Source organism: Micromonospora chokoriensis (genome assembly GCF_900091505.1).
Classification (GTDB): domain Bacteria; phylum Actinomycetota; class Actinomycetes; order Mycobacteriales; family Micromonosporaceae; genus Micromonospora; species Micromonospora chokoriensis.
The window spans coordinates 5,398,613-5,423,472 of sequence record NZ_LT607409.1 but is presented as its reverse complement, the minus strand read 5'-3'; the positions used below and the strand labels follow the sequence as shown (position 1 = coordinate 5,423,472).

Annotated in this window: 3 protein-coding genes; all 3 read left to right on the top strand. The window is 74.1% G+C overall.

The genetic code is table 11. The features are described 5' to 3' along the window. The first annotated feature begins 38 nt into the window (after positions 1 to 38). Genes GA0070612_RS24735 through GA0070612_RS24725 form a run of 3 tightly spaced genes read left to right on the top strand, consistent with a single transcriptional unit; the run spans position 39 to position 24,840 of the window. The gene (locus GA0070612_RS24735; RefSeq protein WP_408630583.1) at positions 39 to 9,287 is read left to right on the top strand and encodes a type I polyketide synthase; all 9,249 of its coding nucleotides are present in this window, start codon (positions 39 to 41) and stop codon (positions 9,285 to 9,287) included. Further along, positions 9,284 to 19,987, top strand: a complete 10,704-nt coding sequence (locus GA0070612_RS24730; protein WP_456299246.1) for an SDR family NAD(P)-dependent oxidoreductase — start codon at positions 9,284 to 9,286, stop codon at positions 19,985 to 19,987. The genes GA0070612_RS24735 and GA0070612_RS24730 overlap by 4 nt, the downstream gene beginning before the upstream one ends. Continuing rightward, complete coding sequence (locus GA0070612_RS24725) at positions 19,987 to 24,840, top strand: type I polyketide synthase (RefSeq protein ID WP_088990093.1); 4,854 nt, start codon at positions 19,987 to 19,989, stop codon at positions 24,838 to 24,840. Before GA0070612_RS24730 ends, GA0070612_RS24725 begins: the two co-directional genes overlap by 1 nt. The last annotated feature ends 20 nt before the right edge of the window (positions 24,841 to 24,860 follow it).

Below are 24,860 nucleotides of genomic sequence, written 5' to 3'. Positions count from 1 at the left end.
TCGAGTCACGCGACCAGGAGCCGATCGCGATCGTCGCGATGAGCTGCCGCTTCCCGGGCGGTGTGAACAGCCCGGAAGAGCTGTGGCGGATGCTCGCCGACGGTCGGGACGGCATCACCGAGTTCCCGGCCGACCGGGGCTGGAACGTCGAGGAGCTCTACGACCCCGACCCGGAACACCGGGGCACCACGTACACCAAGCACGGCGGGTTCATCGACGCGGTCGGCGAGTTCGACGCCGCGTTCTTCGGGATCTCGCCGCGCGAGGCCCTCACCATGGACCCGCAGCAGCGACTGCTGCTCGAATCGGCGTGGGAGACCTTCGAACGCGCCGGCATCGACCCGCTGTCGCTGCGCGGCACCAGCACCGGTGTCTACGCCGGCGTCACCATGCAGGACTACAGCGCCCGGGTGCTGATGAGCGCGCCGGACGCCATCGAGGGGCAGCTGCTGACCGGCAGCTCGACGAGCGTGGTGTCCGGGCGGATCGCGTACTCCCTCGGGTTGGAGGGGCCGGCCGTCACCATCGACACCGCCTGTTCGTCGTCGCTGGTCGCCGTCCACCTGGCGGCGCAGTCGCTGCGCCGCGACGAGTGTTCCCTGGCCCTCGCCGGCGGTGTCGCGATCATGTCGACGCCGACCCCGTTCGTCGAGTTCAGCCGGCAGCGTGGCCTGGCCCGCGACGGCCGCTGCAAGGCGTTCGCCGCGTCCGCCGACGGCACCGGCTGGGCCGAGGGCGTCGGCCTGGTGCTCCTGGAGCGGCTCTCCGACGCGCAGCGCCTGGGCCACCCGATCATCGCCGTGGTCCGCGGCAGCGCCCTCAACCAGGACGGCGCGTCGAACGGCCTGACCGCCCCGAACGGCCCGGCCCAACAGCGCATGATCCGCCAGGCGCTCACCGACGCGAAGCTGACCGCCGCCCAGGTCGACGTGGTCGAGACCCACGGCACCGGCACCACCCTCGGCGACCCGATCGAGGCGCAGGCCCTGATCGCCACGTACGGCAAGCAGCGGGCCGCCGAACGGCCGCTGCTGATCGGCTCGGTCAAGTCGAACATCGGCCACACCCAGGCCGCCTCCGGCATCGCCGGCATCATGAAGATGGCACTGGCCATCCAGCACGGGGTGGTCCCGCCCACCCTGCACGTCGACGAGCCCACCGACCAGGTCGACTGGTCGGCCGGCACCGTCGCGCTGGCCACCGAACGCCTGCCCTGGCCGGACACCGGGCTGCCCCGTCGTGGCGGCGTGTCGGCGTTCGGGGTCAGCGGCACCAACGCGCACGTGATCCTGGAGGAGGCCCCGGCCCCGTCGTCCGAGCCGGTGACCCCGGCGCCGGCCGGCGGGGTGCTGCCGTGGGTGCTGTCCGGGCGTACCGAGGCGGCGATGCGGGAGCAGGCCCGCCGGCTCGCCGCCCACCTGGACGTCGAGGGATCCGTCGAGCCCGCCGACGTGGGCTTCTCCCTGGCCACCACCCGGGCGGCCCTGGAACACCGGGCCGTGCTGGTCGGCCGGGACCTGGCCGGCCTGCGTGCGCGCCTGGACACGCTCGCCGCGCAGGGGCCGGGCGCCGCCGACGCATACGCCTGCCGTGGTGCGGCCAGCGGTGCGGTGCTCGTGTTCCCCGGTCAGGGCTCCCAGTGGGTCGGTATGGCAGCCGAGCTGATGGAGACCGCGCCGGTGTTCGCCGCCCGGATCGAGCAGTGCGCGGCGGCCCTGCGGCCGTACACCGAATGGTCCCTGCTCGACGTGCTGCGCTCCACCGACCCGGAGGTGCTGAAGCGGGTCGACGTGGTGCAGCCCGCGCTCTGGGCGGTCATGGTCTCCCTCGCCGAGCTGTGGCGCTCGTACGGTGTCGTCCCGGCGGCGGTCGTCGGCCACTCCCAGGGTGAGATCGCCGCCGCCGTGGTCGCCGGAGCGCTGTCAGTGCAGGACGGCGCGAAGGTCGTCGCGCTGCGCAGCCAGGCCCTGTCGGCGTTGTCCGGGCTGGGCGGCATGGTCTCGGTCGCGGCACCCGCCGACGCGGTACGCCGACGGCTGGAGACCTATCCCGGGCGGATCAGTGTCGCCGCCGTCAACGGACCCGCCTCGGTGGTGGTGGCCGGCGACGCGGACGCCCTGGACGAGCTGCTGGCCGAGTGCGAGCGCGACGGCGTACGGGCCCGACGCATCAACGTGGACTACGCGTCGCACTCCGCGCACGTGGAGCGCATCCGCGACGCCGTACTGACCGCCCTGGACGGGCTCAGCCCCGGCCCAGCGGACATCCCGTTCTACTCCACAGTCACCGGCGAGCCGCTCGACACCAGCACACTGGACGGCGACTACTGGTTCCGCAACCTGCGCCAACAGGTCCTCTTCGCGGAGACGGTGGAACGCCTGCGGGCCGACGGGCACCACGTCTTCGTGGAGTGCAGCCCGCACCCCGTGCTGACCGGCGGGCTCACCGAACTGCTCGGCGGCGCGGACGAGGCCGCCGTCATCGGCAGCCTGCGCCGCGACGAGGGTGGGCTGGCCCGCTTCACCCGGTCACTGGCCGAGGCGCACGTGCACGGCGTCCGGCTGGACTGGTCGGCGGTGTTCCCCGGCGCGCGTACCGTCGCCCTGCCCACCTACCCGTTCCAGCACCAGCGCTACTGGTTGGAGGTGGAGTTCGGCGCGGCCGACCCGGGCACCGGCACCGGCGGTGGCACCCCGGCCGAAGCGGGCTTCTGGTCGGCTGTGGACCGGGCCGACGTGGGCGCGCTCACCGCCACCCTCGGCGTCGCCGACGAGGTGGTCGAGCCGATCCTGCCCAGCCTCACCTCGTGGCACCGGGGTAGTCGCGACCAGGCGACTGTCGACTCGTGGCGGTACCACATCGCGTGGCGTCCGCACCCGGGCGGCGCGAACGGCACCCCCGCCGGCACCTGGCTGGTTCTGGTCCCGGCCGGGCGACGCGGCGACGCCCCTGTCACCGCCGCCCTCGACACCCTCGGCCGGCACGCCGCCGGGGTGATCGCCGTCGAGGTCGACACCCGCACCGCCGACCGGGACTCGCTGGCTGACACTTTGCGCGGTGCCCAGCCCGGCGGCGTCCTGTCCCTGCTCGCCCTGGACGAGCAGCAGCTGCCGGAGCACCCGGACGTGCCGGCCGGTTTCGCCGCCACCGTCGCGCTCACCCAGGCGCTCGGGATCGCCGACCTCGGTGCGCCGCTGTGGTGCGCCACCTCGGGCGCGGTGTCGGTCGGTCGTACCGACCCGGTCACCAACCCGGCCCAGGCGTTGGTCTGGGGCTTCGGGCGGGTCGCCGCGCTGGAGCACCCGGACCGGTGGGGTGGGCTCGTCGACCTGCCCGGCGAGCTGGACGAGCGCACCTGTGGCCTGCTCGCCACGGTCCTCTCCGGCGCCACCGGCGAGGACCAGGTGGCACTGCGCAGCAGCGGCGTCTTCGGCCGCCGGCTGGTCCGCGCGCCGCTCGCGGGGACCGCCCCGACCCGCCGCTGGAACCCCGAGGGCACCGTCCTCATCACCGGCGGCACCGGCGCGCTCGGCGGCCACATCGCCCGCTGGCTGGCCCGCTCCGGAGTCGGGCACCTGCTGCTGCTCAGCCGTCGCGGACCGGACGCCCCGGGGGCCGCCGACCTCGCCGCCGAACTGACCGCGCTGGGCAGCACGGTCTCCGTGGCGGCCTGCGACGCCGGAGACCGGGACGCGCTGGCCGCCGTCCTCGCCGACGTGCCCGCCGCGCACCCGTTGACCGCCGTGGTGCACACCGCCGCCGCGATCGACGACACCGTCGTCGACGCCCTCGACGTCGACCGGATGTCCCGGGCCCTGCACGCCAAGATGACCGCGGCGGCCAACCTGGACGAGCTGACCCGCGACCTGGACCTGTCCGTCTTCATGCTCTGCTCGTCGGTGGCCGGCACCCTGGCCAGCTCCGGCGTGGGCAACTACGCCCCCGCGAACGCCTACCTCGACGCGCTCGCCCAGCAACGCCGGGCGGCCGGACGGCACGCCCTCTCGGTGGCCTGGGGCGCCTGGGACGGTGGCGGGCTGGCCGACGGTCGCTTCGGTGACCTGCTGGACCGGCACGGCATGCCCGGCATGGCGCCGGCCCTCGCCATCGAGGCGCTGCGCGGCGCCGTCGACCACGACGAGACGTACCTGGCCATCGCCGACATCGCCTGGGACCGGTACTTCGTCGCCTTCACCGCCACCCGGGCGGCCCCGCTGCTCGACGCGGTGCCCGAGGTGCGGGAGCTGCGCTCGCGCACCTCGACGACCGGGGCCGGCGACCCGACCGCGACACCCGCCAACACCTACGCCCGGCAGCTCGCCGGCCAGTCCGAGGCGGACCAGCGGCGTACGTTGCTCGACCTGGTCCGCGCCCAGGTGGCCGCGGTGCTCAGCTACCCGTCGCCGGAGGCGGTCGAACCGCGCCGCACCTTCCAGGAACTCGGCTTCGACTCGGTCACCGGCGTCGAGCTGCGCAACCGGTTGGCCCGCGCCACCGGTCTGCGCCTGCCGGCCACCATGGTCTTCGACCACCCGTCGCCGCACGCCCTCAGCGCCCGTCTGCGCGAGCAGCTCGTGGACGCCGACACCGGACCGGCCGCCGCGGCCCCGACGACCGCCGTGGCGGCGGACGAGCCGATCGCCATCGTCGGTATGAGCTGCCGCTACCCGGGTGGCATCGGCTCCCCGGAGGACCTGTGGCGGCTGGTCGCCACCGACGGTGACGGCATGGGTGTCTTCCCTGCGGATCGGGGCTGGGATTTAGGGGTGTTGTTCGATCCCGATCCCGACAACGCTGGGACCACATACACCCGGACCGGCGGGTTTCTCTACGACGTAGGTGAGTTCGATGCCGAATTCTTTGGTGTCAATCCGCGTGAGGCATTAGCGATGGATCCTCAGCAGCGGTTGTTGTTGGAAGCCTCCTGGGAGGCCGTCGAGCGCGCCGGAATCGACCCGGCGGGCCTCGCCGGTTCGCGTACGGGCGTCTTCGCCGGCACCAACGGTTCCGACTACTCCGCCGTGCTGTTCGGCGCCTCGGACGGTCTGGAGGGATATCTGGCCACCGGCAACGCCGGGGCGGTCCTGTCCGGCCGGGTGTCCTACGTGCTGGGTCTGGAGGGGCCCGCGGTCACCGTCGACACGGCCTGCTCGTCGTCCCTGGTGGCGCTGCACCTGGCGGCGCAGGCCCTGCGCAACGGCGAGTGCGACCTCGCGCTGGCCGGTGGCGTGACGGTGATGGCCACCCCGTCGCTGTTCGTCGGTTTCTCCCGGCAGCGGGGCCTGGCCGAGGACGGCCGCTGTAAGGCCTTCGCCGGGGCGGCCGACGGCACCGGATTCTCCGAGGGCGTCGGAATGCTGCTCGTGGAGAGGCTCTCCGACGCCCGCCGAAACGGTCACCGCGTCCTCGCCGTGGTACGCGGTTCCGCTGTCAACCAGGACGGCGCATCGAATGGTCTGACCGCGCCGAACGGGCCTTCCCAACAACGCGTCATCCGGGCCGCTCTGGCCAATTCCGGATTGTCCGCCGCCGATGTCGACGTGGTGGAGGCGCACGGCACCGGCACCCGACTCGGCGACCCGATCGAGGCGCAGGCGCTGCTCGCCACCTACGGTCAGGACCGTCCCACCGACCAGCCGTTGTGGCTCGGGTCGGTCAAGTCCAACATCGGGCACACCCAGGCCGCCGCCGGGGTCGCCGGCATCATCAAGATGGTCGAGGCGCTGCGGCACGAGACCCTGCCCCGCACACTGCACGTGGACGAACCGACCCCGCAGGTGGACTGGTCCGACGGCGCGGTGGAGCTGCTCACCGAGCCGCGGTCCTGGCGTGCGGGGGAGCGCCCGCGCCGGGCCGGTGTCTCGTCGTTCGGGGTCTCCGGCACCAACGCCCACGTGATCATCGAGGAGGCGCCGGCGGTCGTCGCCGACGAGGTCGCCGCGGCGACGCCGGACGTGCCGTGGCTGCTGGCCGGGCGCACCGGCACGGCCGTCGCCGACCAGGCACGGCAGCTCGCCGCGCTGGACGCCCCGGCCGGCGAGGTGGCCCACTCGCTGTCCGCTACCCGCTCGGCGTTCGGCCAGCGGGCCGTGGTCCTCGGCCCGGAGCACCGCACCGGCCTGAACGCGCTCGTCGACGGTCTGCCGTCGAGTTCGGTGATCACCGGTTCGGCGTACCCCGACGCGCCTGTCGTCTTCGTCTTCCCCGGCCAGGGCTCGCAGTGGGTCGGCATGGCGGTCGGGCTGCTCGACGCCGAACCGGTGTTCGCCGCCCGGATCGCCGAGTGCGCGGCGGCGCTCGCGCCGTTCGTGGAGTGGAACCTGCTGGACGTGCTGCGCTCCGACGACCCGCTGGAGCGGGTCGACGTCGTGCAGCCGGTGTTGTGGGCGGTGCACGTCGCGTTGGCCGAGGTGTGGCGGGCCAGGGGCGTGACCCCGGACGCGGTGATCGGCCACTCGCAGGGCGAGATCGCCGCGGCCTGCGTCGCCGGTGTCCTCACCCTCGCCGACGCCGCCAAGGTGGTCGCGCTGCGCAGCAGGGCCCTGCTGGCGGTCGCCGGCACCGGTGGCATGGTCTCGGTCAACGCCGGTCTGGACGTGGTCACCCCGCTGCTCACCGACGGTGTGACGGTCGCCGCCGTCAACGGCCCGACCAGCGTGGTCGTCGCCGGCGCCCCCGCCGACCTGGACGCGTTCCTGGCCGGCGCGGAGGCGGCCGGCGTACGGGCCAGGCGGGTCAAGGTGGACTACGCCTCGCACTGCGCGCTCGTCGAGCCGGTCGAGGCCGAACTGGCAGGCCTGCTCGACGGTGTGCAGCCGCTGCCCGGCGCGGTGCCGATCTTCTCCACAGTGGAGGACGGCGGTGCCATGGACGCCGCCTACTGGTACCGCAACCTGCGCCAGCCGGTACGCCTGGACCAGGCCGTCGAGGCCGCGTACGCCGCCGGGCACCGGATCTTCGTCGAGGTCAGCGCCCACCCGGTGCTCACCGGCGCGATCGCCGACACCGTCGACGCGGCCACCGTCGGCACCCTGCGCCGCGACGCGGGCGGCACCGACCAGGTCGTACGGGCCCTGGCCGAGGCCTGGGTACGCGGCGCACCGGTCGACTGGAGCACCGTCATCCCGGTCACCCGGGTCGTCGACCTGCCCACCTACCCGTTCCAGCACCAGCGCTACTGGCCCACCGGTGGCGGGGCGATGGCCGCCTCCGACCCGGTCGACAGCCAGTTCTGGCAGGCCGTCGAGGACGGCGACCTGACCCCGCTGGGCATCACCGGCGACGGCGGGGACCTGCTGCCCGCGCTCGCCACCTGGCGGCGTACCCGCCGGGAGAGGGGCACCACCGACACCTGGCGCTACACCGTCGACTGGACCCCGATCCCGGACGCCGGCACCCCGCCCCGGCTCGACGGCACCTGGCTGCTCGTCGTACCCGACACCACCGACCAGCACCGGATCGCCACCGACTGCGCCGCCGCCCTGCGCGACCACGGCGCCGAGGTCCTGGAGATCGCACCGGCCACCACCGAGCGCAGCGAGCTGGCCGGGCTCCTGAACCGGCTCTCCGACATCGACATCCCGATCGCCGGTGTCCTGTCGCTGCTCGCGCTCGACCACCGTCCGGATCGAGAGAACCCGCAGATCACCACCGGGACGACCGCCACGCTGACGCTGCTGCAGACGCTCGGCGACATCGGTTCCCCGGCGAAGCTGTGGTGCGTCACCCGTGGGGCGGTTGCCGTCGCCCCCGGCGAGGACGTGCCGCACCCGGCCCAGGCGATGCTCTGGGGCCTTGGACCCGTGCTCGAGGCCGAGGACCCGCAGCGCTTCGGCGGGCTGATCGATCTGCCCGACACTCTCGACCCGGTGGCCGGAACCCGGCTCGCCGTCACCCTGCGCGGCGAGCCGGGTGCGACCGGCGAGAACCAGGTGGCGATCCGGTCCGCCGGCGCGGTCGCCCGCCGCCTGCGGCCGGCCCCGGCCACCGGCACGACGCCGACGGCCGGCTGGTCGCCCACCGGCACCACGCTGGTCACCGGCGGCACCGGCGCGATCGGCGCCGACGTGGCGCGCTGGCTGGCCGGACGCGGCGCGGAGCACCTGGTGCTCGCCAGCCGTCGTGGTCCGGACGCCACCGGTGCGGACGACCTGCGTACCGAGTTGGAACAGCTCGGCGCCCGGGTGACCATCGCCGCCTGCGACGTCGCCGACCGCGACGCCCTGCGCGCGCTGGTCGACGGCATCGACGACCTGACCGCCGTGTTCCACCTCGCCGGAACCCGCGACTCCGGTCTGCTCACCGGGCTCACCGGGGACCGGCTGGCTGCCGTCGCCGCCGGCCGGGCAACCGGCGCCCGGCACCTGCACGAGCTGACCCGCGATCACGACCTGACCGCGTTCGTGCTGTTCTCGGCGCTCGCGGGGACGCTCGGCAGCACCGGGCAGGGCGCGTACGCCGCCACGAACGCGTACCTCGACGCCCTGGCCGCCCGGCGGTTCGCCGCGGGTCTGCCCGCCACCTCGGTCGCCTGGGGCGACTGGGCGGGCAGCGAGGCCGGCGGCGCGGACCCCGCGATCACCCCGTTGCCCACCTCGTCCGCCCTGACCGCGCTGGGGCAGGCCCTCGACCACGGCGACACCCGGATCGTGCTGGCCGACATCGGCTGGGACCGCTTCGCCGCGCAGCACCCGGCCGGACCACCCCGTCTGGTCAGCGATCTGCCCGCGGTACGCGCCGCGCTGGCCGCCGGCACCGGAGACCCGTCCACCGCGCCGTGGCTGCGTCGCGTCGACGGGCTCGACCCGGCCGAGCGGGACGCCGTCCTGCTCGACCTGGTCCGCGCCCAGGCGGCCTCGGTGCTCGGTCACCCGGACAGCGCCGCCGTCGAGCCGGACCGGGCGTTCAAGGAACTCGGATTCGACTCGCTGACGGCGGTGCAGCTCCGCAACCAGATCAGCGTGGCGACCGGGGTGAAGCTGCCGGCGACCCTGGCCTTCGACCACCCCACCGCCCGGGCCCTCACCACCCACCTGGTCGGCCGGATCGTCGGTGACTCGGACACCGAGCTGCCGCTGCTGGCCGAAGTGGACCGGCTCGCCGGTCTGATCTCCGGACGCACCCTCGACAAGGGCGCGCGGGCCCAGCTCACCGCCCGACTGCAGGCGCTCCTGGCCGACGTGCACGGCACCACCGAACACACCGGCGACACCGTCACCGAGAAGCTCCAGTCGGCCAGCGCCGACGAGATCTTCGACTTCATCGACACGCAACTCTCGGTGTCCTGACACCGAACGCTGCGCGCATCCGGAGGGGTTGGCAAGCGATGCTGACTGAAGACAAGCTCCTCGACTACCTGAAGCGGGTCACCGCCGACCTGCACCAGACGCGGCAACGGCTGCGCGAGGTCGAGGCGGGAGAGCAGGAGCCGATCGCCATCATCGGCATGGGCTGCCGCTTCCCCGGCGACGTGCGTACCCCCGAGGACCTGTGGCAACTGCTGCTCGACGGCCGCGACGCGATGGCCGAGTTCCCGGACGACCGGGGTTGGGACCTGGACGCCCTGTTCGGTGACGGCACCGGCGCGGCGGGCACCTCCGACGCCCGCCAGGCCGGCTTCGTCTACGACGCGGCCGACTTCGACGCCGCCTTCTTCGGCATCTCGCCACGCGAGGCCACCGCGATGGACCCGCAGCAGCGGATGCTGCTGGAGGTCACCTGGGAGGCCCTGGAGCAGGCCGGGATCGACCCGGTCACGCTCAAGGGCAGCCAGACCGGCGTCTTCGCCGGCACCGCCGGCCAGGACTACGGCACGCTGCTGCTGGGCGCATCCGTTGGGCTGGAGGGGCACCTGCTCACCGGCAACGCGGCGGCCGTCGTCTCCGGCCGGATCTCCTACTGCCTGGGGCTGGAGGGCCCCGCCGTCACCGTCGACACCGCGTGCTCCTCGTCGCTGGTGGCGTTGCACCTCGCCGCGCAGGCCCTGCGCCAGCAGGAATGCGGGCTCGCGCTCGCCGGCGGCGCCACGGTGATGGCCACCCCGGGCGCGTTCCTCGAGTTCTCCCGCCAGGGCGGTCTGTCCGGCGACGGGCGGTGCAAGGCGTTCGCCGCCGCGGCCGACGGCACCGGCTGGGCGGAGGGCGCCGGTGTGCTGGTCCTGGAACGGCTCAGCGACGCGCAGCGCAACGGTCACCAGGTCCTCGCCGTGATCCGCGGCTCGGCGGTCAACCAGGACGGCGCGTCCAACGGTCTCAGCGCCCCGAACGGCCCGGCCCAGCAGCGCGTCATCCAACGGGCGCTGGCCAACGCCGGCCTCACCCCGAACCAGATCGACACGGTCGAGGCGCACGGCACCGGCACCAGCCTCGGCGACCCGATCGAGGCGCAGGCCCTCATCGCCACGTACGGGCAGGACCGCGACCCGCAGCGCCCCCTGTGGCTCGGCTCGATCAAGTCCAACCTCGGCCACACCCAGGCCGCAGCGGGCGTCGCCGGGATCATCAAGATGGTCCTCGCGATGCGCGCCGGAGTCCTGCCGCAGACCCTGCACGTGGACGAGCCGACCCCGCAGGTCGACTGGTCCGAGGGCGCCGTCGAACTGCTCACCAGCCGACAGCCGTGGCCCCGGACCGACGCGCCGCGCCGGTCCGCGGTCTCCTCGTTCGGGGTCAGCGGCACCAACGTGCACGTGGTCCTCGAACAGGCCCCGGTGCTCGCCGACGACACCGCACCGGAGGCCACCGCCGCACCGGACGGACCGTGGCTGCTGTCCGGGCGTACCGAGCGGGCGTTGCGGGCGCAGGCGGCGAAGCTGCTCGCCCGGGTGGCCGGCGACGACCGGGTCGACCTGCGTGATGTGGCGTACGCCCTGACCGCCGACCGCAGCACGTTCGACCACCGGGCCGTGATCCTGCCCGGTGACCGCGCCGACCTGGTGCACCGGCTCGCGGCGCTGGCGGAGGGGCGCCTCGACACCGGAGTGCTCACCGGGCAGCGGCAGCCCGCGCGTACCGCGTTCCTCTTCTCCGGCCAGGGTTCCCAACGCGCCGGCATGGGCAGCGACCTCGCCGCCACGTACCCCGTCTTCGCCGCCGCGTTCGACGAGGTCTGCGACGCGCTTCAGCCGCACCTGGAGCAGCCGTTGCGCCAGGTGATCGCGGAGAACCCGGACGGCCTGCTGGACCAGACCGCCTACACCCAGGCCGGTCTGTTCGCGGTCGAGGTGGCGTTGTACCGGCTGGTCGAGTCCTGGGGGATCGTCCCCGACCACCTGATCGGCCACTCGATCGGCGAGCTGGCCGCCGCGCACGTCGCCGGTGTGCTGTCCCTCGCGGACGCGGCGACACTGGTCGCCGCGCGCGGCACCCTGATGCAGGCGTTGCCCGCCGGCGGGGTGATGGTCGCGGTGCGGGCCACCGAGGCCGAGGTGCTGCCGCTGCTGACCGACGGCGTCTCGATCGCGGCGGTCAACGGCCCGCGCTCGGTCGTGCTCTCCGGCGAACAGCAGGCCGTCGAGGCGGTCGCCGCGACCTTCGGCAGGGCCAAGCGGCTCACGGTCAGTCACGCATTCCATTCGGCGCTGATGGAGCCGATGCTCGACGACTTCCGCCGGGTCGCGGAGAGCGTCACCTACCACGAGCCACAGATCCCGATCGTCTCCAACGTCACCGGCCGGCTCGACGAGCGGCTGGACGCCGCCTACTGGGTGCGCCACGTCCGCGACGCGGTCCGCTTCGCCGACGGCATCGCCGCCCTGGTCGACGCCGGCGTCACCACACTGGTGGAGATCGGCCCCGGCGGTGTCCTGACCGCCCTGGCCGACGAATGCCTGACCGGTGACCAGGTGGCAGTCCCCACGCTGCGCAAGGACCGCCCCGAACCCGAGGCGCTGCTCGCCGCGCTCGGCCGCCTGCACGTGGACGGGGTGTCGCCGGACTGGCGTGCCGTGCTCCCCGCCGGACGCCCTGTGCACCTGCCCACGTACGCCTTCCAGCACGAGCGGTACTGGCCGGACACCTCCCGCCGGTGGACCGGCGACCTGACCAACGTGGGCGTCCGCCCGGCGGGGCACCCGCTGCTCGGCGCGGCCGTCGCGCTGGCCGACGGCGGCGGCTTCCTCTACACCGGCCGGCTCAGCCTGGAGCGGCACTCCTGGCTCGCTGACCACGCCGTGCAGGGCACCGTGCTGGTGCCCGGCACCGGCTTCGTGGAGCTCGCACTGCGCGCCGGCGAACAGGTCGGCACCGGCCACCTGCGCGAACTCACCCTCCAGGCGCCACTGGTGCTGCCCGAGCGCGGCGACACCGAACTGCAGGTGTCGGTGGGCCCGGCCGAGGACGACGGCTCCCGCGCCGTCACCATCCACTCCCGAGCTGTCGACTCCACCGACCCGGACACGCCGTGGACCTGCCACGCCGTCGGCGTGGTCCAGACCGTCGAGGCGTCCACCACGGACTGGCGGGACTTCACCACCTGGCCGCCGGCCGACGCCCGCCCCGCCGACCTGACCGGCTTCTACGACCGGCTCGCCGCGCAGGGCTTCACCTACGGGCCCGCGTTCCAGGCACTTCAGCGCGCCTGGGTGGCCGGCGAGTACGCGTACGCCGAGGTGCGCATCCCGGACGGCAGCGGCACCGACGCGGCGGACTTCGGCCTGCACCCGGCGCTGCTCGACGCGGCCATGCACGCCACCGGGCTGCTACCGGCCCGGACCACCGAGCAGGGCAACCGGCTGCCGTTCGCCTGGAACGACGTCGCGCTGCACGCGGCCGGCGCCACCGACCTGCGGGTCCGCGTCCGGATCGCGGAGAACGCCGACGTGAGCGTCGCCGTCGCGGACGCCACCGGCGCGCCGGTCGCCGAGGTGCGGATGCTCACGCTGCGGCCCATCTCCGCCGACCAGCTCGCCACCCCCGACGACACCCTCTTCCACGTCGACTGGCCGACCGTCACGACCACCGGCGTCGACACCGGACGGATCGCGATCCTCGGCGACGACCTTCCCGAACTCGCCGACCTCGACGCGGACCGCTACCCGGACCTCGCGGCCCTCGGCGTCGCACTGGCCGGTGGCGCGGACCGCCCGGACCTGGTCCTGGCCGGCTGCTCCGCAGCGGACTCCGACCCGGAGTCCACCCACGCCACCACCGTCGCCGCGCTGGTCACCGCGCAGCACTGGCTGGACGATCCGGCCTTCGACGGGGCCCGACTGGTGGTGGTCACCCGCCAGGCGATCGCCACCGGCCCGGACGAGGACGTGACTGACCTGTCCGCCGCCCCGGTCTGGGGCCTGCTCCGCTCGGCCCAGTCGGAGAACCCGGACCGGTTCGTCCTGGCCGACCTGGACGGACACCCGGCCAGCGCGGGCCGCCTCATCGAGGCGGTCACCTCCGGCGAACCGCAGGTCGCCGTACGCCGCGGCACGGTACGGGTCCCCCGGCTGGCCCGGCTCGCCCCGCCCCGGGAGCCGAACCCCCCGCTCGACCCGGACGGCACCGTCCTGATCACCGGCGCCACCGGCACCCTGGGCGGCCTGCTCGCCCGCCACCTGGTCACCCGGCACGGCGTGCGGCACCTGCTGCTCACCAGCCGCCGGGGCAGCGCCGCCGAGGGCAGCGCCGAACTCTGCGCCGAACTGACCACACTGGGCGCGGCGGTGACCCTGGCCGCCTGCGACACCGCCGACCGCGCCGCGGTCGCCGCGCTGCTCGCCTCGGTGCCCGCCGAGCACCCGCTGACCGCCGTGGTGCACGCCGCCGGGGTCTCCGACGACGGCGTGGTCAGCGCGCTCACCCCCGGCCGCGTCGGCGCGGTGCTGCGACCCAAGGTCGACGCCGCCCACCACCTGCACGACCTGACCCGGGACGCGGACCTCAGCGCGTTCGTCCTGTTCTCCTCGCTCGCCGCGACCCTCGGCGGTGGCGGTCAGGGCAACTACGCGGCGGCGAACGCCTACCTGGACGCGCTCGCCCAGCACCGACGGGCGTCCGGGCTGCCCGGGGTGTCCCTCGTCTGGGGCCTCTGGGACGCCCGCAGCGGCATGTCGGAGCACCTCGACGACACCCACTTCTCCCGCATCGCGCGCGGCGGCATCATCTCCATGCCGTCCGCCGACGCGCTCGCGCTCTTCGACCGGGCGATCGCCGCGCCGGTACCGGTGGTCGCGCCGGCCCGGCTGGACTTCGCCACGCTGCGGGCGCAGGGCGCCCAGGGCGGCGTACCGGCGCTGCTGCGCGGGCTGGTCCGGGTGCCGGGTGGCAAGCCGGGTGCCAGGACCCGCGCCGGCAACGCGTTCCTCACCCACCTCGCCGCCCTCGCCGAGGCGGACCGGGAGCGGGCACTGCTCGATCTCGTACGCGGACAGGCGGCAGCCGTCCTGGGCCACTCGGGTCCGGCGGCCGTCCCGCCGCAGCAGCCCCTCTCCGAACTCGGCGTCGACTCGCTCACCGCCGTGGAGATCCGCAACCAGTTGGGCGGCGCGACCGGGCTACGCCTGCCGGCCACTCTCATCTTCGACTACCCGACCCCGCAGGCCCTCGCCGGATATCTGCACGAGCAGCTGGGCGGCATCGAGGCGCCGACGGCGGCGAGCACCGAGGCCGCGCCGGTCGCCGCCGACGAGCCGATCGCCATCGTCGGCATGGCCTGCCGCTACCCCGGCGGCGTGCGGACACCGGAGGACCTGTGGCAGCTGGTCGACCTGGGCACCGACGGCATCACCGGCGTCCCGGAGGACCGGGGCTGGGACATCGCCGGCCTGTACGACCCGGAGGCGGACCGACCGGGCGGCTTCTACGTGCGTGAGGGCGGCTTCCTCGACGACGCCACCGACTTCGACGCCGCGTTCTTCGGGATCAGCCCCCGCGAGGCGGTCGCCATGGACCCGCAGCAGCGGGTGCTCCTCGAGGTGTCCTGGGAGGCGATCGAGCGGGCCGGCATCGACCCGGTGTCGCTGCGCGGCAGCCGGACCGGCGTGTTCGCCGGCACCAGCGGCCAGGACTACGGCGGCGTCCTCGGGCGTGACCCGTCCAGCGTCGGCGGCTTCGGCCTGACCAGCACCACCGCAAGCGTCATCTCCGGGCGGGTGTCGTACGCGCTCGGCCTGGAAGGGCCGTCGCTGTCGGTGGACACCGCCTGCTCGTCGTCGCTCGTCGCGCTGCACCTCGCAGCCCAGGCGCTGCGGCAGGGGGAGTGCTCCCTCGCGCTGGTCGGTGGCGTGATGGTGATGGCGACCCCGGCCGCGTTCGTCGCGTTCAGCCAGCAGCGCGGACTGGCCCCGGACGGGCGGTGCAAGTCGTTCGCCGGGTCCGCCGACGGGATCGGTTGGGCCGAGGGCGCTGGCGTCCTGGTGGTGGAACGGCTCTCCGATGCGCGGCGCAACGGCCACCACGTCCTGGCCGTGGTCCGCGGCAGCGCGATCAACCAGGACGGGGCCTCCAACGGCCTGACCGCCCCGAACGGCCCCTCGCAGCAACGCGTCATCCGGGCCGCCCTGGCCAACGCGGGCCTGAGCAGCGCCGACGTCGACGTGGTCGAGGCACACGGCACCGGCACCGTGCTGGGCGACCCGATCGAGGCGCAGGCGCTGCTCGCCACCTACGGTCAGGGTCGGCCGGCGGACCGGCCGCTGCGGCTCGGCTCGATCAAGTCGAACATCGGGCACGCGCAGGCCGCTGCCGGTGTCGCCGGGATCATCAAGATGGTCGCGGCGATCCGCAACGAGACGATGCCGCGCACCCTGCACGTGGACGAGCCCACCCCCGAGGTGGACTGGTCGGCCGGTGCGGTCGAGCTGCTCACCGACGCGCGGCCCTGGGAGGCGTACGGGCGGCCACGGCGGGCCGGCGTCTCGTCCTTCGGGGTCTCCGGCACCAACGCCCATGTGATCATCGAAGAGGCGCCGGTCGCGCCGGCCGACGAGCCGACAGTGGTGTCGCCGGACGTGCCGTGGGTGCTGTCCGGGCGTACCGCCACGGCCGTCGCCGACCAGGCCCGCCGACTCGCCGCAGTGGAGTCGGAGCCGGCCGAGGTCGCTCACTCGCTGCTGAGCCGATCCGAGTTCGTCCAGCGGGCTGTGGTGCTCGGCCCGGACCACCGGCCCGGCCTGGCCGCGTTGGCCGACGGGATGCCGTCGAGCGCGGTGGTGTCCGGTGTGGCCCGTTCGTCCGGTGTGGTGTTCGTGTTCCCGGGTCAGGGTTCGCAGTGGGTGGGGATGGCTGCGGAGTTGTTGGAGTCCGAGCCGGTGTTCGCGGCGAGGGTCGCGGAGTGTGCGGCGGCGCTTGCGCCGTTCGTGGACTGGAATCTCCTGGATGTGTTGCGCTCGGATGATCCGTTGGAGCGGGTGGATGTGGTGCAGCCGGTGTTGTGGGCGGTGCATGTCGCGTTGGCCGAGGTGTGGAAGGCCAAGGGCGTCACTCCGGATGCGGTGATCGGTCATTCGCAGGGTGAGATCGCGGCGGCGTGTGTGGCCGGGGTGTTGTCGTTGAGTGACGCGGCGAAGGTCGTGGCCCTGCGGAGCAAGGCGCTGCTGGCCTTGTCCGGCAGTGGTGGGATGGTGTCGGTCAGTGCGGGTTTGGACGTGGTCACCCCGTTGTTGACCGAGGGTGTGAGTGTCGCGGTGGTCAACGGTCCGACGAGTGTCGTGGTGGCCGGTGCGGACCTGGATGCGTTCCTGGCCGCCGCCGAGGTGGCGGGGGTGCGGGCCAGGCGGGTGAAGGTGGACTACGCGTCGCACTGCGCTCTGGTCGAGCCGGTCGAGGCGGAGTTGGCCCGGCTGCTGGATGGTGTGCAGCCCCTGCCCGGTGCGGTGCCGGTGTTCTCGACCGTGGAGGGCGGCGGTGTGATGGACGCCGCCTACTGGTATCGCAACCTGCGTCAGCCGGTGCGTCTGGATCTGGCTGTCGAGGCGGCCCACGCGGCGGGGCATCGGATCTTCGTGGAGGTCAGCGCCCATCCGGTGCTCACCGGGGCGATCGCTGACGCCGTGGACGTCGCGACGGTGGGCACGCTGCGCCGGGGTGAGGGCGGCACCGCTCAGATCGTGCGGGCTCTCGCCGAGGCGTGGGTGCAGGGCGCGCCCGTCGACTGGACCACTGTCATCCCGGCGACCCGGACCGTCGACCTGCCCACCTACCCCTTCCAACACCAGCGGTTCTGGGTCGACGAGGTCAACCTCCCGATCAGCGCCGACATCGCCACCGCCGGCCTCGACGCGGCGAGCCACCCGATGCTCGGCGCCGCCATCCCCCTGCTCGACTCCGACGCGGTCCTCTTCACCGGCCTGCTCTCCGTCGAGGCCCACCCCTGGCTCGGCGAGCACAAGGTGATGGGCGCGAACGTCATGCCCGGCACCGCCTTCGTCGAACTCGCCCTGCACGTCGCGGGTCAGACCGGATGCCGGCGGCTGGAAGAACTGACACTGCTCACCCCGCTGATCGTCCCCGAACGCGGCGCCCGCCAACTACAGCTCTGGGTGGGCCCGCCGGACGGCAACGGCCGGCGCGCCATCAACGTCCGCTCCCGCTCCGACGAGGGCGAGACCGGAGACCCGTTGGACGCCACCGGCTGGATCCACCACGCCACCGGCGCGATCAGCACCGCCGCCGACCCGACCGGGCCGGCCGACCTCACCGCCTGGCCGCCACCCGGGGCCCGACCTGTCGACCTCTCCGAGTTCTACGAGGCCGTCAGCCGGACCGCGTTCGACTACGGGCCGATGTTCCAGGGCCTGCGCGCCGCCTGGGTCACCGAGGACGACGTCTACGCCGAGCTGTCCCTGCCCGAGTCGGGCCGGGCCGCCGCAGGCGCGTACGGCATGCACCCGGCCCTGCTCGACGCCGGCCTGCAGGCCATGTCGCTGAACACCTTCCTGACCCGGATGGGCGACGGCGAACCGGCCGAGCGCAGCCGCCTCCCGTTCGTGTGGAGTGGCATCTCCCTGCACACCACCGGCTCCTCCAGCTTCCGGATCCGACTCAAGCCGGCCGGCGCCGTCGGCGTCTCGTTCACCGTCGCCGACAGCACCGGCGCCCCAGTCGCCGAGATCGACTCGCTGATCATGCGGCCGGTGTCGGCGGACCGCCTGGCCAGTGCGCGCGGCGGCGACCACGAGTCGCTGTACCGGCTGGACTGGACCCCGGTGCTGCCCGGGACGGCACCGGCCACCGCTGTCGTCGGCGTCGACCCGTACCAGCTCACCCGCGTCGCCGGGACCGGATACCCGGACCTGGCCGCGCTGGCGGACGCCCCGGTCGTACCCGACCTGGTCTTCGTGACGCTTGAAGCGGATCCGCAGGCGGCGGCCGAGCCCGGCATCGGCGCGCGACGCCGCACCACCATCGCGCTCGACCTGGTGCAGCGCTGGCTCGCCGAACCCGCGTTCGGGGCGTCGCGGCTGGTCGTCGTCACCCGGGGCGCGGTCGCGGCGAACACCGGCGACCCGGCCGGTGACCTGGCCGCAGCCGCCGCGTGGGGCCTGATCCGCACCGCGCAGGCGGAGAACCCGGACCGCTTCGTCCTCCTCGACCTCGACGACGATCCCACCTCGCTGACCGTGGCCGTCCCGGCGGTCGCCTCCGGTGAGCCGCAGGTGGTCGTCCGTGCCGGTCGGCCGCTCGCCCCGCGCCTGGCACCGGTCCCGGTCGCCCCGGAACCGCGCGCCGACATCGCCGGCGGCGACCCGGACGGCACCGTTCTGATCACCGGTGGCACCGGCACCCTCGGCGGCCTGCTCGCCCGACACCTGGTCACCGAGCACGGAGCCCGGCGGCTGGTGCTGACCGGACGTCGCGGATCCGCCGCCGACGGGGTGGACGCCCTGGTCACCGACCTGACCGAGCTGGGCGCCCAGGTCGTCGTGGAGGCCTGCGACGCCACCGACCGGGACGCCCTCGCGGCGGTCCTCGACCGGATACCCGCCGACCAACCACTGACCGTGGTGCACGCGGCCGGCGCACTGGACGACGGCGTCGTGACCGCGCTGACCCCGGACCGCATCGACGCCGTGCTGGCACCGAAGACCGACGCCGCATGGAACCTGCACCTGCTGACCACCGACCGCAAGGTCGCCCGGTTCGTGCTGTTCTCCTCGGCGGCCGGCGTCCTCGGCGGCGCGGGCCAGGGCAACTACGCGGCGGCCAACGCGTTTCTCGACGAGCTGGCCCGGCACCGGCGGGCGCTCGGCCTGCCCGCCGAGTCGCTGGCCTGGGGCCTGTGGGAGCAGGCCAGCGGCATGACCGGGCACCTGGACGGCGCCGACCTGCGCCGGGTGGCACGCGGCGGCGTCCGCCGACTGCCCACCGCCCGTGCGCTCGCCCTGTTCGACACGGCAGGCGTACTCGACGAACCGCTGCTGGTCCCGGCGGACCTGGACCTGGCCGGGCTACGCCACCAGCCGGTGGAGACCGTGCCGGCGCTGCTGCGCGGCCTGGTCCGAGGCGCGGCCCGGCCGGTCACCGAACCGGCCGGCGGCCCGTCGGTCGTGGGCCTCGCCCAGCGGCTCGCCGGCCTCGCCGACGAGGACGCCGACGCGCTGGTCCTCCAGGTGGTACGCGCCAACGTCGCGGCCGTCCTCGGCTACCCGGGCCCCGACGACGTGGACCCGACCCTGCCGTTCAAGGAACTCGGCTTCGACTCGCTGACCGCCGTCGAGCTGCGCAACCGGCTCAACGTCGCGACCGGCCTGCGGCTGCGCGCCACCCTCGTCTTCGACTACCCGAACGCGCACTCGCTCGCCGCGTACCTGCGGGCGCAGGTGGTGCCGGACGAGGCCGGGGCGGCCGAGCCGCTGCTGGCCGAGCTGAGTCGGATCGAAGCCGCCGTGGCCACGTTGCCCGGCGACGGATCGGTACGCGAGCAGGTGACCAGCCGCCTGCGTGACCTGCTGGCCGGGCTGGAGCCCACCGGCGCCGCGGACGTGACGCAGGACCTCGAGTCGGCCACCGACGACGAGATGTTCGAGTTCATCACCCGAGAGTTCGGAGTGTCGTGATGGCAGACGACGAGAAGCTTCGCCATTTCCTCAAGAAGGTCACCACCACCCTTCAGGAGACCAAACAGCAGTTGCACGAGGCCGAGAACCGCGACCGGGAGCCGATCGCGATCGTCTCGATGAGCTGTCGGTTCCCCGGAGGCGTACGCGGGCCGGACGACCTCTGGCAGATGCTCATCGGCGAGCGAGACGCGCTCGGCCCCCTGCCCGCCGACCGGGGCTGGGACCTGGAGTCGCTCTACAGCCCGGACGCTGACGCACCCGGCCAGAGCTACGTGCGGGAGGGCTCGTTCCTGGACGACGCCGCGGACTTCGACGCCGCGTTCTTCGGGATCAGCCCGCACGAGGCGCTCGCCATGGACCCGCAGCAACGGCTGCTGCTGGAGGCGTCCTGGGAGGCGATCGAACGGGCCGGCGTCAACCCGCAGAGCCTGCGCGGCAGCCAGACCGGGGTGTTCGTCGGCATCACCCAGCAGAACTACGGCACCGCGTTGCACGAGGCCCCCGAGGGCGTCGACATGTACCTCGGTACCGGCACCACCACCAGCGTCGCGTCCGGCCGGATCGCGTACAGCCTGGGCTTCGGAGGCCCGGCCGTCACCGTGGACACGGCCTGCTCGTCGTCGCTCGTCGCGATGCACTGGGCCGTCCAGTCCCTGCGGTCACGCGAGTGCGACCTGGCCCTGGTCGGCGGCGTCACGATCATGGCGGCGCCGGGCGCGTTCATCCTGTTCAGCAGGCAGAAAGGGCTGGCCGCGGACGGGCGCTGCAAGCCGTTCGCCGAAGCCGCCGACGGCACCGCCTGGGGAGAGGGCGTCGGCATCATCATGGCCGAGCGGCTCTCCGACGCGCAGCGCAACGGCCACCCGATCCTGGCGATCGTGCGGGGCAGCGCGACCAACCAGGACGGTGCCTCCAACGGCCTCACCGCTCCCAACGGGCCGGCCCAGGAGCGGGTCATCAGGGCCGCGCTCGCCAACGCGCGACTCACCCCGGACCAGGTCGACACCGTCGAGTCGCACGGCACCGGCACCACCCTCGGCGACCCCATCGAGGCGCAGGCCCTGCTGGAGACGTACGGCCGGGGCCGGCCGGCGGAGCACCCGCTCTGGATCACCTCGGTCAAGTCGAACATCGGGCACACCCAGTCGGCGGCCGGCATCGCCGGGCTGATCAAGGCGGTCCTCTCCATCCAGCACGGGATCCTGCCGAAGACCCTCAACGTCGACGCGCCCACCTCACACGTGGACTGGTCGACGGGTGCCGCCCAGGTCCTCACCGAGACGATCCCGTGGCCGCAGACCGGGCACCCGCGCCGGGCCGGGGTGTCGTCGTTCGGCGTCTCCGGCACCAACGGGCACATCATCCTGGAGCAGCCGCCGACCGAGGCCCCCGTCGACACCACCGACCCGACCGGCGGCCCGGTCGCCGCCTGGCCGATCTCGGCCCGCACCGAGGCCGGCCTCGTCGCGCAGGCCCGCCGCCTGCACGACCACCTGACGCGGCACCCCTCGCTCACGCCGTCGGACGTCGGCCACTCCCTGTGGACGACCCGGGCCACCTTCGACCACCGTGCCGTGGTCGTCGGCGCCGACCGGGACGAGATGCTGGCGAGCCTCGCCGAGTTCCCCGACGGCAGCGCACCCCGCGCCGACCGGCAGCTCACCGGCAAACCGCTCTTCGTCTTCCCCGGCCAGGGCTCGCAGTGGCTCGGCATGGCGACCGAACTGCTCGACACCGAGCCGGTCTTCGCCGCCCGGATCGCCGAGTGCGCCGCCGCCCTCGACCCGTACGTCGACTGGTCGCTGCTGGACGTGCTGCGCTGCACCGACCCGACCGCCCTGGACCGCGTCGACGTGGTGCAGCCCGCGCTCTGGGCGGTGATGGTCTCGCTCGCCGAGACCTGGATCTCCCGTGGCGTACGACCCGGCGCTGTCGTCGGCCACTCACAGGGCGAGATCGCCGCCGCCTGTGTGGCCGGCGCGCTGTCGCTGACCGACGCCGCCAAGGTGGTCGCCCTGCGCAGCCGCGCCCTGCTCGCCCTGTCCGGCACCGGCGGCATGGTGTCGGTGAACGCCCCGCTCGCCACCGTCGAACCGCTGCTCACCGACGGGATCGCCGTCGCGGCCGTGAACGGCCCGTCCAGTGTGGTCGTCGCGGGCGCCGACGTCGCGGCCTTCCTGACCGCCGCCCAGGCAGCCGGTGTCCGCGCCCGGCAGGTGCAGGTGGACTACGCCTCGCACTGCGCCCAGGTGGAACCGATCGAGGCCGAGCTGGCCCGGCTCCTGGACGGGATCACCCCGACCACCGGCACCGTGCCGATCATCTCCACGGTCACCGGCGCGCCGATCGACGGCACCGCGATGACCGCCGCCTACTGGTACGACAACCTGCGCAACCCGGTCCGCCTCGACCTGGCCGTGCACCACGCCCTGGACGCCGGTCACGCCCTGATCGTCGAGATCAGCCCGCACCCGGTGCTGATCGCCGGGCTCACCGGCCTCGCCGAGGACGCCGGCGGCGACGCCGTGGTCCTGGGCACGCTGCGGCGCGGCGACGGCGGGCTCCGGCGGTTCACCCACTCGCTGGCCTCCGCGTACGTGCACGGTGCCGCGGTCGACTTCGCCACGGTCCACCCGCAGGGGCGTACCGTGCCGTTGCCGACCTTCGCGTTCCAGGGCCGGCCGTACTGGCTGGGCGGCCAGCGGCCCCCGACTCCCGCCGTCGTGGCCCCGGGCACCGACGACGCGGTCTTCTGGAACGCCGTCGCGCGGCAGGACGCGAATGTGCTCGCCGAGACCATCGGCGTCGACCCGGCGGCGGTGGGAGACCTGCTCCCGGCCCTGTCGTCGTGGCGGCAGCAGCGGCAGACCGGCTCGAAGCTGGACAGCTGGCGCTACCGCGACGAGTGGGTACGCGTCCCGGACCGACCGGCCCGTCTCACCGGCACCTGGCTGGTCGCCGTACCGGCCGGGATCGACTCGCCGCTGCCGGCCGAGGTCGGCTCGGCGCTGCGACTCGGCGGCGCGCGGGTGGTGCCGGTGGAGATCGACCCGTTCGACGTCCACCGCACCGCGTTGGCCGCCCAGCTCACCCTGGCCCTCGACGCGGCCGACTGTGACCGTCCGGACGGTGTGCTGTCCCTGCTCGCCCTGGACGAACGGGTCCTGGCCCGGTACCGCTCCACCCCGCGCGGTTTCGCCGCCACCGTCGTCCTGGTGCAGGCCCTCGGCGACCTCGGTATCGGCGCGCCACTGTGGTGCGCGTCGCGGGGCGCGATCGGCACCGGACCGGGCGACCCCCTGGCCAACCCGGCCCAGGCGCTGCTCTGGGGCTTCGGCCGGGTGGCCGCCCTGGAACACCCGGAGCGCTGGGGCGGGCTGGTGGACCTACCGGCGACGCTCGACGAGCGCGGCGGCAACCTGCTCTGCGCCCTGCTCTCCGGTGCGACAGGCGAGGACCAGGCCGCGATCCGTACGCCCGGCCTCCTCGGCCGGCGGCTGATGCGCGCCCCGGTCGGCGACCGCAGCCCCGCTCGCCGCTGGCAGCCGCGCGGCACCACTCTCGTCCTGGGCGGCACCGGCGGTCTCGGTTCCCAGCTGGCCCGGTGGCTGGCCGCGCACGGCGCCGAGCACCTGCTGCTGGTCAGCCGGCGCGGCCCGGACGCACCGGGCGCCGAGGCGTTGCGCGACGACCTCATTGCGCTGGGCGCGACGGTCACGGTGGCCGCCTGCGACGCCGCCGACCGCAGCGCCCTGGCCGCGCTGATCGACGCGATCCCCGCCGAGACGCCGCTGACCGCCGTGGTGCACAGCGCCGCCGTCCTCGACGACTGCGTGATCGACGCCCTGGAGACCCACCGCGTCGACGGCGTCCTGCGCGCCAAGGTGGACTCCGCCCGCCACCTGCACGAGCTGACCCGGGACCTGGACCTGGACGCGTTCGTCACGTTCTCCTCGTTCGCCGGCACGGTGGCCAGCTCCGGCGTCGGCAACTACGCCCCCGCGAACGCCTACCTGGACGCCCTGGTGCAGCACCGTCGCTCGCTCGGCCTGCCCGGCACGGCGATCGCCTGGGGCGCCTGGGGTGGCGGCGGCATGGCCGACGGCGAGTTCGGTGAGCTGCTGACCCGGCACGGCGTCGCGGAAATGGCACCCGAGCTGGCGATCACCACCCTGCGCCAGGCGGTGGAGCACGACGAACCGTTCCTCACCGTCGCCGACATCAGGTGGGAGCGGTTCTTCGTCGCGGTCACCGCGACCCGGCCCAGCCCTCTGGTCAGCGCGATCCCGGAGGCGCAGCAGGTGCTCGCGGCGATCGCCCGCGACGCCGACGGTGCCGGCGACAGCGCCGCCGCGCGCCTCGCGGGCCTGCCGCCGGCCGAGCGGGCCAAGGCCCTGCTCGACACGGTACGGACGCAGGTCGCCACGGTGCTCGGCTACGCCTCCGCCGACGAGGTGCCACCGAAGAAGGCCTTCCAGGAGCTCGGGTTCGACTCGGTGACCGCCGTGGAACTGCGCAACCGCCTGGGTGCCGCCACCGGGCTGCGACTGCCCGTCACGCTCGTCTTCGACTATCCGAACCCCACCACGCTCGCCGCCTTCCTGGACAGCCTGTGCGGCGGGACGGGGGACACCTCCGCGCTGGACGACCTGGACCGCCTGGAGGCGGCCCTGGACAGCCTCGAACCGGACGACGTCACGTACGTCCGGCTGATGACCCGCATGCAGGCGCTCGTCGCGGACTGGAAGCACGGGCGCGCCGAGCCGGTGGAGACCGCGGGCGAAGCCCTGGCCGACGCCACCGACGAGGAGATGTTCGACCTCCTCGGCAAGAAGTTCGGCATCGCCTGACCCGCACGCTCACAAGGGGA

Bases quoted from the DNA above. Each gene is read 5' to 3' on its own strand.
- GA0070612_RS24735 (WP_408630583.1), top strand. From the start codon at position 39: ATGAGCTGCCGCTTCCCGGGCGGTGTGAACAGCCCGGAAGAGCTGTGG.
- GA0070612_RS24725 (WP_088990093.1), top strand. From the start codon at position 19,987: ATGGCAGACGACGAGAAGCTTCGCCATTTCCTCAAGAAGGTCACCACC.